Source organism: Citrobacter sp. R4, assembly GCF_026719175.1.
Lineage (GTDB): Bacteria > Pseudomonadota > Gammaproteobacteria > Enterobacterales > Enterobacteriaceae > Citrobacter_A > Citrobacter_A sedlakii.
Window position 1 is genome coordinate 189,370 of the sequence record NZ_JAPPSU010000006.1, and the last position, 15,353, is coordinate 204,722.

The window sequence follows — 15,353 nt, forward strand, 5'->3', positions numbered from 1 at the left end:
CGGGAAATGCCCGCCAGTTACTTTATTTTCTGGAGATGAACCATGAGTGAATCTTTACGTTTGACCCGTAACGGACCTGTTCTGGAAATCATTCTGGATCGACCTAAAGCCAATGCGATCGATGCCAAAACCAGCTTTCAGATGGGGGAGGCTTTTCTGCAATTTCGTGACGATCCCGAACTGCGCGTCGCGATCGTCACCGGCGCGGGGGAGAAATTCTTTTCCGCAGGCTGGGACTTAAAAGCCGCCGCAGAAGGTGAAGCGCCGGACGCCGACTTTGGCCCCGGCGGTTTTGCCGGACTAACGGAATGCTTTGATCTCGATAAACCGGTGATTGCCGCCGTGAACGGCTATGCCTTTGGCGGCGGTTTCGAACTGGCGCTGGCGGCGGATTTTATCGTCTGCGCCGAAAACGCCAGCTTTGCGCTGCCGGAAGCGAAACTGGGCATTGTGCCAGACAGCGGCGGCGTGTTGCGTCTGCCAAAACGGTTACCCCCAGCCATCGTGAATGAAATGGTAATGACCGGCAGACGAATGGATGCCGCGGAAGCGCTGCGCTGGGGGATCGTCAACCGCGTGGTCAGCCAGCAGGAATTGATGGACAGCGCGCGCGAACTGGCGCAAGAACTGGTCAACAGCGCGCCGCTGGCCATTGCCGCGCTGAAGGAGATCTCTCGGACCACCAGTGAAATGCCGGTCGAGGAAGGGTATCGTTTTATCCGCAGCGGCGTGCTGAAGCACTATCCGTCGGTCCTGCATTCAGAGGATGCCCTTGAAGGGCCGCAGGCATTTGCGGAAAAACGCGCCCCGGCATGGAAAGGCCGTTAACGCCTGATGGCACAGCATTTATCCGGCCTGCGATGTTCGCCATCCCCAGGCCGGATACGTCGTTTATACCGCCATTCGATACGGCGGATCTCCGCCTTACCGCCGCAAACTCTTTGACAGCATCATCTGCCATTTCTGCTCACGGTTCAGTTCTGACGGTGGAACCGCCGGGATCCGGGGCGCTCTGCTGGCCACCTTTTCCTGCGCGCGCTGTCCCAAACGCGCGTAAAGCTGCGGCGCGATATGGGTTACCCGCACCAGACGCTGGCACTGACAGCCCCGTCCTTCCAGTTGGTTAGGGATGGTCTTAGTCTCACAATGAATTTCCCCCACTTCCGCGAGAATATAAGAGACGGTATTAATTGCTTTGCAATGATCCATATTAAACTGCTTTGCAATCTCTTTTGCGCTGACCCAACGCTTTTCCGCCATGACCCAGTCGGCAATCATCAAATAAAGTGGTTTTTCAACATACTCTTCACACATAAGCACACCATTTCACAAATTAAAAATCGTGTTGCGTCCTGTCCATCATATTCCCGACAAGACCCTATTAAAATTGTGGATATAAGGGATAGTATGCAACTTGCCGGGTCATGAGTGTGATCCAAATCTTGCTTGTTACATTCACATTTCTGCTATTGCAGTATATTTCGCCAGGAAACGACTGATTGCATAAAAAAACGGCTCCGTTTCCGGAACCGTTTTTAAGACCGTGGAACATCAGGGTCGGTTATTTTTTAATTTGCGCGTGCATTTCCTGTACGGAGATCACTTTCTCCGTGGCGTCAGCATTAAGCGCCATCGCGGTGGCGAAACCGCCGTTCAGGGTGGTGTCGTAATGCACCTTGTACTGCAACGCGCTGCGGCGAATGACGCGGGAATCTTCAATCGCGCGACGCCCGGCGGTGGTGTTAATGATGTAGGTGTACTCGCCATTCTTGATACGGTCCTGAATGTGAGGACGGCCTTCATGCACTTTGTTTACCAGACGCGGATTAATACCGGCTTCACCCAGTACGATCGCCGTACCGTGAGTCGCATCCAGCTCAAAGCCCTGCTTCAGCAGCTTCGCGGCAAGGTCTACCACGCGTTCTTTATCGCCTTCGCGAACGGAGAGCAGCGCACGGCCTTGTTTTTTCATCGTGGAGTTACTGCCCAACTGCGCTTTGGCGAACGCTTCCGCAAAGGTGCGCCCCACCCCCATCACTTCTCCGGTAGAGCGCATTTCCGGCCCTAACAGCGGGTCAACGCCAGGGAATTTGTTGAACGGCAGCACCACCTCTTTCACCGAGTAGTAAGGCGGAATAATCTCTTCTGTCACCCCCTGCTCGGCCAGCGATTTGCCCACCATCACGCGCGCCGCCACTTTCGCCAGCGGTACGCCGGTGGCTTTGGAGACGAACGGTACGGTACGCGCGGCACGCGGGTTCACTTCAATCAGATAGACTTCGTTGTCCTTGACCGCAAACTGGACGTTCATCAGACCGCGAACCTGCAATTCGAAGGCCAGCTTCTGCACCTGCTGGCGCATCACGTCCTGAATTTCCTGGCTCAGGGTGTAGGCTGGCAGCGAACAGGCGGAATCGCCGGAGTGAACGCCTGCCTGCTCGATGTGCTCCATGATGCCGCCAATCAGCACCCTTTCACCATCGCAAATCGCATCCACATCCACTTCAACCGCATCGTCGAGGAAGCGGTCAAGCAGCACCGGCGCGTCGTTGGAGACGCTGACCGCGGTCTGGAAGTAACGACGCAGATCCGCTTCGTCATAGACGATTTCCATCGCCCGTCCGCCAAGCACGTAAGAAGGACGCACCACCAGCGGATAGCCGATCTCTTTCGCTTTTTCTACCGCTTGTTCAATGGCGGTGACAGTCGCGTTCGCCGGCTGTTTCAGCTTCAGACGGTCAACCGCATGCTGGAAGCGTTCACGGTCTTCCGCCCGGTCGATGGCGTCCGGGCTGGTGCCGATAACCGGTACGCCCGCGGCTTCCAGCGCGCGCGCCAGCTTCAGCGGAGTCTGGCCGCCGTACTGGACGATAACCCCTTTCGGTTTTTCGATACGCACGATTTCCAGCACGTCTTCCAGGGTAACCGGCTCAAAGTACAGGCGGTCGGAGGTGTCGTAGTCGGTGGAGACCGTTTCCGGGTTACAGTTGACCATGATGGTCTCGTAACCGTCTTCGCGCAGCGCCAGCGAGGCGTGTACGCAGCAGTAGTCGAACTCAATGCCCTGGCCGATACGGTTTGGACCGCCGCCCAGCACCATAATCTTGTCGCGGTCGACGGACGGGTTCGCTTCACATTCGTCTTCATAGGTCGAGTACATGTAGGCGGTGTCGGTGGCGAATTCCGCCGCGCAGGTATCCACGCGCTTGTAGACCGGATGCAGGTCGTACTGGTCGCGCAGCTTGCGGATTTCCGCTTCGCGTACGCCCGCCAGTTTCGCCAGGCGCGCATCAGCGAAGCCTTTACGCTTAAGCACGCGCAGGAAGTCGGCGGTCAGGCCATTGATGCCCAGCTCCGCGACTTTTTCTTCCAGACGGACCAGCTCTTCAATTTGCACCAGGAACCAGCGGTCGATGTTGGTCAGGTTGAAGACGCCGTCTACGGAAAGTCCCGCACGGAACGCGTCAGCGATATACCAGATACGATCCGCGCCAGCGTCTTTCAGCTCGCGGCGAATTTTGGTCAGCGCTTCCGGATCGTCGAGACTGACTTTCGGGTCGAAGCCGGTCGCGCCCACTTCCAGCCCGCGCAGCGCTTTCTGCATCGATTCCTGCTGGGTGCGGCCAATCGCCATCACTTCGCCCACCGACTTCATCTGGGTGGTCAGGCGGTCATTGCTGCCAGCAAATTTTTCAAAGTTAAAGCGTGGGATTTTAGTCACCACGTAGTCGATAGACGGCTCGAACGAGGCCGGGGTACGCCCACCGGTGATGTCGTTCATCAGTTCGTCAAGGGTGTAGCCCACCGCCAGTTTCGCCGCCACTTTCGCAATCGGGAAGCCGGTGGCTTTAGAGGCCAGCGCCGACGAACGTGACACGCGCGGGTTCATCTCAATGACAATCAGGCGACCATTTTTCGGGTTCACCGCGAACTGAACGTTAGAACCGCCGGTTTCAACGCCGATTTCACGCAGCACTGCCATCGAGGCGTTACGCATGATTTGGTATTCTTTGTCGGTCAGCGTCTGGGCAGGCGCAACGGTGATCGAGTCGCCGGTGTGGATACCCATTGCGTCGAAGTTTTCGATGGAGCAGACGATGATGCAGTTGTCGTTTTTATCACGCACCACTTCCATCTCATACTCTTTCCAGCCGATCAGCGATTCATCAATCAGCAGCTCGTTGGTAGGGGAAAGATCCAGACCGCGTGTACAGATTTCTTCAAACTCTTCGCGGTTGTAGGCGATACCGCCGCCGGTGCCGCCCATCGTAAAGGACGGACGGATGATGCACGGATAACCGACGTCGGCGGCCACCGCCAGCGCTTCTTCCATGTTATGGGCGATACCGGAACGCGCGGTGTCGAGACCGATTTTTTTCATCGCGATATCGAAACGGCGACGGTCTTCGGCTTTATCGATCGCGTCGGCGGTGGCGCCAATCATGGTCACGCCGAACTCTTCCAGTACGCCCTGACGCTCCAGCTCCAGCGCGCAGTTCAGCGCCGTCTGGCCGCCCATCGTCGGCAGCACCGCGTCCGGACGCTCTTTTTCGATGATTTTACGCACGACTTCCCAGTGAATCGGCTCGATGTAGGTCGCATCGGCCATTTCCGGGTCGGTCATGATGGTCGCCGGGTTAGAGTTGACCAGGATAACGCGGTAACCCTCTTCACGCAGGGCTTTACACGCCTGCGCGCCGGAGTAGTCAAACTCGCACGCCTGACCGATAACAATCGGACCCGCGCCCAGAATCAGGATACTTTTTATGTCTGTACGTTTTGGCATGGCTCTCTTAACTCCTGATTATTTCGCGGACTGACGGTACTGCTCAATTAACTCGATAAAGTGGTCGAACAACGGCGCGGCGTCATGCGGACCTGGGCTGGCTTCCGGGTGCCCCTGGAAACTAAACGCTGGCTTATCGGTGCGATGAATACCTTGCAGGGTATGGTCGAAAAGGGACTTATGGGTCACGCGCAGGTTCGCCGGCAGCGTGGCTTCATCGACGGCAAAGCCGTGATTCTGCGCCGTAATCATTACGGTATTGTTGTCGATATCTTTTACCGGGTGGTTGCCGCCGTGGTGACCGAATTTCATCTTCACGGTCTTCGCGCCGCTCGCCAGCGCCAGGAGCTGATGACCGAGGCAGATACCGAATACCGGCACATCGGTTTCGAGGAATGTCTGGATTGCGTCGATAGCGTAGTCACACGGCGCCGGGTCGCCAGGGCCATTTGAAAGGAAGATGCCGTCCGGGTTCATTTTCAGAACATCTTCCGCTGAGGTTTTCGCGGGCACCACCGTCAGGCGGCAGCCTCTGTCCACCAGCATGCGCAGGATATTGCGCTTGGCGCCAAAGTCATAGGCGACCACGTGGAACGGCAGTTCGTCTTGTTGTTTTGCTTCCGGCAGGTCATTTGCCAGCGTCCAGCTTCCCTGGGTCCAGCTATACGCTTCCGCCGTGGTCACTTCTTTCGCCAAATCCATCCCGTTCAGGCCCGGGAAGGCTTTCGCTTTTTCCAGCGCCAGCTGCGCATCCGGATTATCGCCCGCGATGATGCAGCCGTTTTGCGCGCCCTTTTCACGTAACAGACGCGTCAGCTTACGAGTATCGATATCAGCAATCGCCACGATGTTATGGCGTTTCAGGTAAGACGAGAGGTCTTCGGTGTTGCGGAAGTTGCTGGCGATCAGCGGCAGGTCACGAATGACGAGGCCTTGCGCATGTACCTGAGAAGATTCTTCATCAGCAGCATTGGTGCCGACATTGCCGATATGGGGATAAGTAAGAGTAACGATTTGGCGGGAATAGGAAGGATCAGTGAGGATTTCTTGATAACCGGTCATTGAAGTATTGAAAACGACTTCCCCAACCGCCGAACCTGTTGCCCCTATGGCCCGACCGTGAAACTGGGTTCCGTCTTCCAGAACCAATAGCGCTGACTTAATCAAAACACCCTCCAGAGAATATTCACTCACTTTATTTGCATACTAATTCATTTATACGCGATGAATCAATGCAAATTTGCTTACCTTGAATTTCTGGCAAACGGCGGCATTCTGGAGATAAGGCAGCTAAAAGTCAACTTAAAGGCAGTATTTTTTATATTCTTTTGCAACCTGGAGGTAAAAAGGACGGATTAACGGGCAAAAAGAGCAACTAACCTGGTTGAGAAAACGCTTGCGCAGCAAGAAGAATATAAAAAATGGCGGTAGCGCTGAAAAAAATGGACCATCTGGTCAAAATTTACATTTCAGCCACAATATTTAATAATAAAAAGTAGAATTTCAGGCATTACAAGAAAACTTTAAAGGTAAGGCGCTAAAATAAAAGGGCAATAAAATATTGCCCTATGTAATCAAGACATTAAGATTACAATAACCACATCACGAAGGGTAATAACACATCATAAACTGTGTAAATTCAGGACATCTCGCATATCAAAAAGGCCGCTTTGCTTTGTACTGACCCAAAGCGCCGATCTTACCGCGCCGTTGGCAAAGGTCATACGGCTGGAGGCCTTATGGGTAATTTCGATACGCTCGCCAATATCGGCAAACATCGCAGTGTGTTCACCAACAATGTCGCCCGCACGCACGGTAGCAAAGCCAATGGTACCCGGCACACGCTCGCCGGTGTAACCTTCACGGCTGTACACGGCGCACGCTTTCAGATCTTTATCCAGCGCATGCGCTATTGCCTCGCCCATCGCCAGCGCGGTGCCGGACGGCGCGTCAACCTTATGGCGATGGTGCGCTTCAATAATTTCGATATCGGTATAATCGCCCATGACTTTTGCCGCCTTCTCCAGCAGCTTCAGCATGACGTTTACCCCAACGCTGAAATTTGCCGCGAAGACAATGCCGATGTCAGCTGCCGCCTCACGAATCGCCTGTTTGCCTGCGTCATCAAAACCGGTGGTGCCAATGACCATGCCTTTGCCGTGTTGACGACAAAATGCCAGATGATTCAACGTGCCTTCCGGGCGCGTAAAGTCGATGAAAACATCAAAATCGTCGGTTACCGCCTCGAGGCTGCATTGTACAGTCACTCCCGTTTTGCCGACGCCCGCCAGCTCACCGGCATCGGCTCCCAGCAATGACGATCCTTCGCGCTCCAGCGCCGCACCAAGCGCAACGCCTTCCATTTCAAGGGCTGCCTGAATCAGCTGGCGACCCATACGGCCCCCCGCGCCCGCTATCGCGACGCGGACCTGTGCATCATGCATAGTTATTCTCTTACGTTAAAATGATGTAAATCGTTTTCAGATTAACCAGCCCGAGACAAAGCCGCCATCTGAAATCGCCGATAATTAGAATTTTATGATAAACAGGAGGGAGTATCAGTAAAAGGCATGATACTCAGCGAAAACCGCATGACTCTCTGATCACCAGCGCGGGCGGCAGAATAATTCGTTTCGGCGGTTCATCGTTCCCCTGGATGCGGCTGTACAACAGCTCACCCGCTTTGCGACCAATCTCTTTTGCCGCAACCGAAACGGTTGTCAACGCGGGCTGCACCAGCGCCGCTTCGGTAATATCGTCAAATCCCACCAGCGCAAAATCGTTCCCCGGTTCCCGTCCCATTTTACGCAGCGCCTGCATAACCCCTAGCGCAACGATATCCTGATAACAGACAGCGGCGGTGATCTGCGGATAGCGGGTAAGTAATGATTCCGCCACTCTGGCGCCGTCGATCTGACTGGCTTCGGCGGCAACGATCCAGTCCGGATTCGGTGAGATCCCCCACTCCATTAGCGTACTGGTGAATCCCCCCATTCGCTGCGCCCGACTGCCAGAGCTTGGGCTACCGCCGATAAAAGCGATATTCTTATGCCCCAACCTGAGTAAATGCGTCGTCGCCATCTGAGTACCGAGGAAGTTATCGGTGCCCACAAAGTCAAAATCAGGATCGCTGAGCGGGCGGACCACCATTATGGCAGGGATATTGCGTCTTTTCAGCGCGGCAAAAAACGAGACTGGCGTTTCCCGTGCTGCGCAAAGCACCATGCCGCAGGCGTTGTTTCGCATCAGGGAATCCACAAATTTTTGCTGCCGCTCGCCGGATTCTTCACTGTTCGCCAGAAACAGCAGCAAGTCATGCCGTTCCATCTCATGGCTCAGCCCGGCGGTCATCTCGCCGTAGAACGGGTTGGTGATGTCATGCAGCAACAACCCTACCTGGTTGCTACTCCGGTTGCGTAGATTCGCGGCCGTTTGATTGTAAACATAGCCAGACTCGTCCAGCGCTTTCAGCACTCGCTCACGCGTGGCCTGCGATATACGCCCCCGGTTGCGCAGTACCATCGAAACGGTCGCCGTCGACACCCCTGCGCGCTTCGCGACCTGCGCTAACGTGACTGTTGTCATGATTTCTCCTTGTGAAACGCCAGTTAATCGAATAACCCCAATCTGGCGCCTCTGGCCTGTGATACTCATCACACGGACGGCGCATGATCCCGGTTTGTTTCTGATTATGGCGGGTTAATCGCGTTAACCACGCTTTGAATTTAAGGTTAATCGATTAATCTTAATCCAGCGATTACGGAGACTCAACATGCAGACTACCTATAATAAATTCCCTGAGGTTGTCGTTCAGGGTTATGACACCCAGGCCTGGCAAGGCTGGGATTCTATTGCTTCTGTGCTCAACACCAGGGTTTCAGGTTTGACAAAACGCGTGCTGGTCGTGGATTGCTATCCGGGCGTGCGCTCAGATGAGCTGGAACAACGGCTTCTGGCCACCTTAAATGCCGCGTTGGTGGTGAACATCGAATCTGCCCGCCTCGGAAAAGAGGCATTACACGATCTTCTGGCCCGCAACCTGACCGATGACCGGGTGTTCGGCGTGCTTTCCTGCCATCAGCTTGTTGAGTTTTTTGATCCTGACAAACTCAATCAGATTCGCCAGCGCATCGCCTCGGTAGCAGAGGGCCTGGTCGTCGTATATGGTCCCGGCGCAGCGCTGGCGCATCCCGGCGATATCCTCGTCTATGCCGATCTCCCTCGCTGGGAAATCCAGCAGCGTATGCGCCATCACGGGCTGAGCAACTGGGGGGCGGACAATCCGGACGAGGATATTCTCCGTCGCTACAAACGCGCTTTTTTCATTGAATGGCGTGTCTTTGACAGACACAAAACGCCACTGCTCAAGCGCGCCGACTTTTTGCTGGATTCCACCGTTGAAAACGCGCCTGCCATGGTCAGCGGCGATGCGCTACGCGCTGGCCTGCAGCAGACCACCACCCAGCCGTTTCGCGTTGTTCCTTTCTTTGACCCCGGCGTCTGGGGCGGTCAGTGGATGAAGCAGCAGTTTGATCTCGATCCTGCGGTACCCAATTACGCGTGGTGTTTTGATTGCGTGCCCGAGGAAAACAGCCTGTTGCTGCGTTTTGGCGCCGTACGGATCGAGATCCCCTCTCAGGATTTAGTTTTGCTTTACCCGCGTCCCCTTCTCGGTGAGAAGGTCCATGCCCGCTTCGGCGCGGAATTTCCGATTCGTTTTGATTTTCTCGACACCATCGACGGGCAGAATCTCAGCTTTCAGGTTCACCCGCTGACGGAATATATCCAGCAGCAGTTCGGGATGCACTATACCCAGGATGAAAGTTATTACATTCTCGCCGCACAGCCCGGCGCGGTGGTGTATCTGGGTACCCAAACGGGCATTGAGCCGCAGGCGATGCTGGACGACCTGCGCGCCGCGGAACGTGGAGAAAAAACGTTCGACGATGCGCGTTTCGTAAATCAGATCCCAGCCCGCCAGCACGATCACTTTCTCATCCCGGCTGGCACCGTTCACTGTTCCGGCGCGGGCACCATGGTGCTGGAAATCAGTGCGACGCCGTATATCTTCACCTTCAAACTGTGGGACTGGGGACGCTTAGGTTTAGACGGTTTGCCCCGGCCTGTGCATCTTGAACACGGCGAGCGCGTTATTGACTGGCAGCGGGATACACAGTGGGTCTACGACAATCTGGTTAACCGCATTGAACCTATTACGCAAGGAGAAGGCTGGAGAGAAGAACGCACCGGCATGCATGAGCGAGAGTTTATCGAAACGCGTCGCCACTGGTTTACCGCGCCGGTAATCCATCACACCCAGGGTGGCGTTAACGTTCTGAATCTGGTGGAAGGGACAGAGGCGATTGTCGACAGCCCCAGCGGTGCGTTCGCCCCTTTTACCGTTCGCTACGCTGAGACATTTATCATTCCGGCGGCCGTAGGCGAATACCGGATTACGCCGTCTGGCAACAGTGTCGACCGGCCATTCGCCACCATCAAAGCCTGGGTAAGAGGATAACCGTATGATCAACATTCTTGTCGCCACTCACGGACCGCTGGCAGAAGCGCTACTCGCCAGTGGCCGTATGGTTTACGGCGAATTACCGCACGTCCACACCGTTACGCTGAGCGACCAGGCCGGGATTGAAGGGTTTAAAGAGAGCTTTGCGAAAGCCCTGGCCGATGCCGGGCAAAACGCGGATGGCGTGCTGGTACTGTGCGATATGCAAAGCGGCACGCCCTAGAATGTCGCCTGCCAGCATGCATTCTCTGCCCGGACCTTACCGCCTGTCGCCGTTGTCGCAGGCGTTAATTTTCCCATGCTGCTGCAAAGCGAAGAGATCTGCCACTTAACGGACGTGCATGCCGCCGCAGCCGAGCTGCTGGCGTTAACCGTACCGACGTTGATTAAAGCCGCCCCGGTTTTAACCGTTCAGTCAGAAGATTTTTAAAGGAAACCACCATGAGTATTTCTTTTGTACGTATTGATGACCGCGTTATCCATGGGCAGCTCGTGACACGTTGGGCCAGAGAGCTGCCCTGTGACGGCATTGTCGCGATCGACGACGCCGTTGCGGCCGATCCTCTGCTCTCATCAGTCATGAAAGGCGCGGTTCAGGACACTAAAGTCTGGTTATTTGATACGGCGACCGCGATTGAGAAGTTGCCAAAGGTTATCGCCAGTGAGAAGCGTTATTTCGTGATTGGCAAATCGCCCGTCACGTTAAAGCGCCTCGAAGAGGCAGGCATCAGCCTGCAGAACAGCAATGGCAAAATCAACGTCGGCCCGATGAGCGCCCGCGCCGGCACCACCACCATCGGCCCTAACCAGTCGGTCAATCCAGACGAAATCGCCGCGTTTGACTGGCTGACACAGCGCGGACATCAGGTGGAGTTCCGCCTGGTGCCGGATGCCGGTTTCTACAGCTGGCAGGACGCACGCCAGAAGCTGAAATAAGGAGGGGACGATGATTTTCGAAGCGACGTTAATCGGTATTCTGTGCTATCTCGGCGCCCTCAGCAGCCCCTGGCTTCTTGGGCTGACGGGTGGCTGGTATCTGATCACCCGACCGCTGATTTCCGGTATGCTGGTGGGGATCATCCTCGGCGATATGAAAACCGGCATCATCATTGGCGTTGCGGTTCAGGCCGTGTACATCGCCATGGTGACGCCCGGCGGCTCCATGCCCGCCGATCTTAACTTTGTGGCTTACCCGGCGATTGCCCTTGGGATCCTGTCCGGAAAAGGCCCTGAAGTGGCGGTCGCGCTGGCGGCAACGATCGGTATCGCCGGAACCATCCTGTTTAATGCGATGATGGTGCTTAACTCTTTCTGGAACCATCGGGCCGACGTGGCGCTGGAGCGCGGCGACGAGCGCGGCATCTACCTGAACAGCGCCATTTGGCCACAGGTGACAAATTTTATTTTACGTTTCGTTCCGACCTTTATTGCCGTTTACTTCGGCGCACAGTACATCAGCGGCTTTATGGACAGCTTACCTGGCGTCGTGCTGTCAACGATGAATGTACTGGGCGGCATTCTGCCCGCCGTGGGGATCGCCATCCTCCTCAAGCAGATCATTAAAAACTACACCATGTTGATCTATTTCCTCGTGGGTTTTGTCTGCATCGTTTTCTTAAAACTGAACATGGTCGCGCTGGTGATCGTCGGTTCGCTGCTGGCGTTGATTCACTATAACTACAAGCCGGAAGCGCCGCAGGCGGCTAATGCGGCGTCCGCCGCGACAGATGATGAGGATGAATTCTGATGGAAGAACGTTCCCTGACCCGTAAAGATCTCCGGCGCTGCTGGCGAGCATGGATGATGCACAACCTCTCCTCAATGAGCTTTGAACGTCTGGAGTCGTTTGGCTTTTGTCTGAGCATGCTGCCGGTCGCGAAAAAGCTCTATCCGGATGCCGCGCAGCGTACCGAAATGCTGCGACGCCACGCCTCGTTCTACAACACCGAACCGCAGATTGGCGCTATCGTAAACGGCATGGCGCTGGGGCTGGAAGAGAAAAAAGCTAACGGCGAACCCATTGACGGCGAGACCATTAACACCCTAAAAGTCGGCCTGATGGGCCCAATTGCCGGTATTGGCGATTCCATGATCCCAGGGATGTTGATCCCCATTCTGTTGAGTATCGGCATGGCGCTCGCCGCAGGGGGAAATATACTGGGGCCGCTTTTTTATACCGTCGCCTGGCTGGCGATCATCATTCCCGGCTCCTGGTTCCTGTTTTTGAAAGGTTACAAAATGGGTTCTGGTTCGGTTGAGATGCTGGTGAGCAGTAAATCTACCCGCCTGCGCGAAGCGTTGTCGTTACTGGGCGTGTTTGTCATGGGCGGCGTTGCGGCAAGCTACGTGAAGTTAGGCACCGGGCTGGAATTTATCACGCAGGATGGCGTAAATATTCACGTTCAACAGATGCTGGATGGCATCTTCCCTCAGCTCCTGCCGCTGGTCGTGGTGCTTGGCACCTGGTATTTGATGGCGAAGCGCGGCGTCTCACCGGTAAAAGCGATGATACTGCTTCTGGTGCTGGCGGCGCTGGGAGTCGCAACAGGCCTGTTTGCGGGTTAAATCCGCGTGATGGCATAAAGAGCGTCAACGCAAAACGAATGGCCGGGGCGATGCCCCGGTTTTTTATGGATGAAACTGCGTCCAAAGCTCGGCGACTTTATCCGGACGGGAAATAAACTGGAAGCGCGCCGGTTCGTCAATAAACTGCTGATAGATTGGCGCGGAGCTAAGCCCAAACTCCGTATAGTGCCGGGGCGTCACGACCTGTAACCGGCCAGCGATATAGCGCGGATTATGCTGCCAGACGACGTTTTTTCCCTGTAGCAGCGGGTACCATGCCAACCCTTTATGTGCCCTGACTGCCTCATATTCAAAGCCATATTCACGGTCACACCAGGCGCCAAAAGTGAGTGGCGTATCAGGATCGGCGGAGATCGTGGCATGACCCCAGCCTGGCGGCACCAGTACTTTCTCGCCCGGTCCGGCGATCACCGCGAAGCAGCGGCCTGGATCGTCATCGACATACTCTTGCATATAAACGATCGCTTTTCCCTGCCAGATCTCATAGAGCTCCGGCGGCGACCAGCCGCTGTGCTGGCTGATCCGATGAACATGCCCCTGACTTCGAATCGGCTCCTCACCCAATCGTCCTGCCGCGTAGGTCACCACGCCAAACAGCAGCATCCGTTTTTTCAGCTCGTCACGATCCTGCATCCGCGCGACATCCATTGCGATAGCGTAAACATCCTCCGGCCCGCAACAGTGCGGGTCGCGCAGAGAGGCTCGAATATGTTCGAGCCGACGAATTTCCGGCATGGGTCCGGTTACTTCCTCGCCATAGCTAAACCCCAGCGGGTGATGATGCACCGCCATATCCAGCCCAAAACGTGATGAAGGTTCAGCCATTCTGCACCGTCCTCGCCAGCGGTTGCTGGTTCTCTTCAAACACCCGGACATTGAAGCCTTTTGCCAGCGCCTGATAATCATGCCCTGCCAGCGTCGGCCATACGGCCAGCGCTGAGAGTACCTCGTCTCCGGTGTTGATCAACCGGTGAGCGGTATAACCTGCGATGATATGGACCGAGCCGGTAAAGACCTTTTCCAGACGTACTTCGCCCTGTTCATTTTGCAGCAGCAACAACCCGACGCCGCGTAGCCCAAAATAGACCTCACCTTGTTCGCGATGGGCATGAAAATGACCGCGGGTCATAAAATATTCGTGACCGACACGACCGGGATAAAGGTGGGTTATCCCGGTATAAAGCTCGCCGTCGGCGGGAGACGTGTTCAGCATCTCAACCTCATACACAATGCGTTCCCCGGCCAGTGACTGGCGGGCACGCTCATCGCTGAATATCCCAGTGAGATCCTGAATGCACGTTGACTTACGCAATAGCGGACCACCGGATAAATCGCCGGTAGTCCATTCCAGCCGCGGCGGCTGGCTAAAAGAAAGGTTCATATGTGTCTCCGGCCCGAGGAGAACAACATCGTCAGAGTAGCAGATTAATCGATTAACTTGCCAGTATGCGGCGAAAAAATGCCGGGTAACAAACCCGGCATTATCACGTCTGTCAGCACGAGAGAGGTTATTTGATTTCCTGCGCGTCGATGCGCAACTCTTTCGGCACCTCGAAGACAATATTCTCTTCGCGGCCTTCAAGCGGGACTGCCTCCCCGCCGCCAAGCTCCTGCAGGCGGGCGATGACGTTTTGCACCAGTATATCCGGCGCCGATGCGCCAGCAGTGACACCCACGCATTCCGCGTCTTTCACCCAGGCTTCCTGGATGTCGGCGGCATCGTCGATCAAAAACGCCATTTTTCCCATCCGCTGCGCCAGTTCAGCCAGTCGGTTGGAGTTAGAGGAGTTTTTCGACCCGACCACCAGCACCACATCCGCCTGCTCCGCCAGGGCGCGCACCGCTTCCTGACGGTTGGTGGTGGCGTAACAAATGTCGTCCTTGCGAGGACCGACGATTTTCGGGAAACGCTGGCGCAGCGCGTCTATCACGTCCGAGGTATCGTCGACGGACAGCGTGGTCTGGGTCATGAAGGAGAGTTTGCCTTCGTTTTTAACGTCAAGCGTCCAGACATCATCCGGCGACTCGACCAGGTACATGCCCCCTTCCGGGTTGCTGTACTGCCCCATCGTCCCTTCCACTTCCGGGTGCCCCGCGTGACCAATCAGGATCGACTCTTCACCGCGGCGGCTGGCGCGCGCCACTTCCATATGAACCTTAGTGACCAGCGGACAGGTGGCGTCAAAAACGGTCAGATCGCGGCTTTTGGCTTCGTTGCGTACCGCCTGAGATACCCCGTGGGCAGAAAAAATCAGAATCGCGCCGTCCGGCACTTCGCTGATCTGTTCAATAAAGATCGCCCCACGTTCACGCAGGCTGTCGACCACGTAGCGGTTATGCACCACTTCGTGACGAACATAAATGGGCGCGCCGTAAATTGCCAACGCGTTTTCAACAATGCTGATAGCGCGGTCTACACCTGCGCAAAAACCGCGCGGGTTGGCCAACAGGATCTGCATT

The 15,353-nt window shown here is 55.6% G+C and carries 13 protein-coding genes and 1 pseudogene; 6 read left to right on the forward strand and 8 right to left on the reverse strand.

Annotated elements, in window-relative coordinates:
• The first annotated feature begins 42 nt into the window (after window positions 1-42).
• Entirely contained in the window at window positions 43-828 is a 786-nt protein-coding gene (gene caiD / locus OOJ60_RS14830; protein WP_205612786.1) for a crotonobetainyl-CoA hydratase, read from the forward strand.
• Window positions 829-924: 96 nt separating this feature from the next.
• Here caiD and caiF read toward each other — a convergent pair whose 3' ends face one another.
• From caiF to OOJ60_RS14855, 5 genes are all read right to left on the reverse strand, one after another.
• On the reverse strand, window positions 925-1,314 hold the full coding sequence (gene caiF, locus OOJ60_RS14835; RefSeq protein WP_042290179.1) for a carnitine metabolism transcriptional regulator CaiF: 390 nt from the start codon (window positions 1,312-1,314) through the stop codon (window positions 925-927).
• Window positions 1,315-1,561: 247 nt separating this feature from the next.
• On the reverse strand, window positions 1,562-4,786 hold the full coding sequence (carB, locus tag OOJ60_RS14840) for a carbamoyl-phosphate synthase large subunit (RefSeq protein ID WP_205612787.1): 3,225 nt from the start codon (window positions 4,784-4,786) through the stop codon (window positions 1,562-1,564).
• An 18-nt stretch (window positions 4,787-4,804) separates the two neighbouring features.
• The gene (gene carA / locus OOJ60_RS14845; protein ID WP_060570759.1) at window positions 4,805-5,953 is read right to left on the reverse strand and encodes a glutamine-hydrolyzing carbamoyl-phosphate synthase small subunit; all 1,149 of its coding nucleotides are present in this window, start codon (window positions 5,951-5,953) and stop codon (window positions 4,805-4,807) included.
• A 455-nt stretch (window positions 5,954-6,408) separates the two neighbouring features.
• Complete coding sequence (gene dapB, locus OOJ60_RS14850) at window positions 6,409-7,230, reverse strand: 4-hydroxy-tetrahydrodipicolinate reductase (protein WP_181822003.1); 822 nt, start codon at window positions 7,228-7,230, stop codon at window positions 6,409-6,411.
• A 133-nt stretch (window positions 7,231-7,363) separates the two neighbouring features.
• The gene (locus OOJ60_RS14855) at window positions 7,364-8,371 is read right to left on the reverse strand and encodes a LacI family DNA-binding transcriptional regulator (RefSeq protein WP_042290191.1); all 1,008 of its coding nucleotides are present in this window, start codon (window positions 8,369-8,371) and stop codon (window positions 7,364-7,366) included.
• A 187-nt stretch (window positions 8,372-8,558) separates the two neighbouring features.
• Here OOJ60_RS14855 and OOJ60_RS14860 point away from each other — a divergent pair, with 187 nt between their 5' ends.
• From OOJ60_RS14860 to OOJ60_RS14880, 5 genes and pseudogenes are all read left to right on the forward strand, one after another.
• On the forward strand, window positions 8,559-10,304 hold the full coding sequence (locus OOJ60_RS14860; RefSeq protein ID WP_205612788.1) for a class I mannose-6-phosphate isomerase: 1,746 nt from the start codon (window positions 8,559-8,561) through the stop codon (window positions 10,302-10,304).
• 4 nt (window positions 10,305-10,308) lie between these two features.
• A pseudogene (locus tag OOJ60_RS14865) lies at window positions 10,309-10,737 on the forward strand (PTS sugar transporter subunit IIA).
• Window positions 10,738-10,748: 11 nt separating this feature from the next.
• Window positions 10,749-11,243: a PTS system mannose/fructose/N-acetylgalactosamine-transporter subunit IIB gene (locus OOJ60_RS14870; RefSeq protein WP_042290197.1), complete on the forward strand. Its 495-nt coding sequence runs from the start codon at window positions 10,749-10,751 to the stop codon at window positions 11,241-11,243.
• Between the two features lie 10 nt (window positions 11,244-11,253).
• Window positions 11,254-12,054 carry a PTS mannose/fructose/sorbose/N-acetylgalactosamine transporter subunit IIC gene (locus OOJ60_RS14875; protein ID WP_042290199.1) on the forward strand — a complete coding sequence of 267 codons (801 nt, stop codon included), beginning with the start codon at window positions 11,254-11,256 and terminating at the stop codon, window positions 12,052-12,054.
• On the forward strand, window positions 12,054-12,872 hold the full coding sequence (locus OOJ60_RS14880; RefSeq protein WP_042290202.1) for a PTS system mannose/fructose/sorbose family transporter subunit IID: 819 nt from the start codon (window positions 12,054-12,056) through the stop codon (window positions 12,870-12,872). The genes OOJ60_RS14875 and OOJ60_RS14880 overlap by 1 nt, the downstream gene beginning before the upstream one ends.
• Before the next feature lie 63 nt (window positions 12,873-12,935).
• Here OOJ60_RS14880 and OOJ60_RS14885 read toward each other — a convergent pair whose 3' ends face one another.
• The 3 genes from OOJ60_RS14885 to ispH all read right to left on the reverse strand — a co-directional run bounded on the left by OOJ60_RS14885 (window position 12,936) and on the right by ispH (window position 15,352).
• The gene (locus OOJ60_RS14885) at window positions 12,936-13,718 is read right to left on the reverse strand and encodes a glucose-6-phosphate isomerase family protein (RefSeq protein WP_042290204.1); all 783 of its coding nucleotides are present in this window, start codon (window positions 13,716-13,718) and stop codon (window positions 12,936-12,938) included.
• The gene (locus tag OOJ60_RS14890; RefSeq protein WP_042290206.1) at window positions 13,711-14,274 is read right to left on the reverse strand and encodes a glucose-6-phosphate isomerase family protein; all 564 of its coding nucleotides are present in this window, start codon (window positions 14,272-14,274) and stop codon (window positions 13,711-13,713) included. Before OOJ60_RS14890 ends, OOJ60_RS14885 begins: the two co-directional genes overlap by 8 nt.
• A 127-nt stretch (window positions 14,275-14,401) precedes the next feature.
• A complete protein-coding gene (gene ispH / locus OOJ60_RS14895; protein ID WP_042290209.1) occupies window positions 14,402-15,352 on the reverse strand; it encodes a 4-hydroxy-3-methylbut-2-enyl diphosphate reductase in 951 nt (316 codons plus the stop codon).
• Between the last annotated feature and the right edge of the window lies 1 nt (window position 15,353).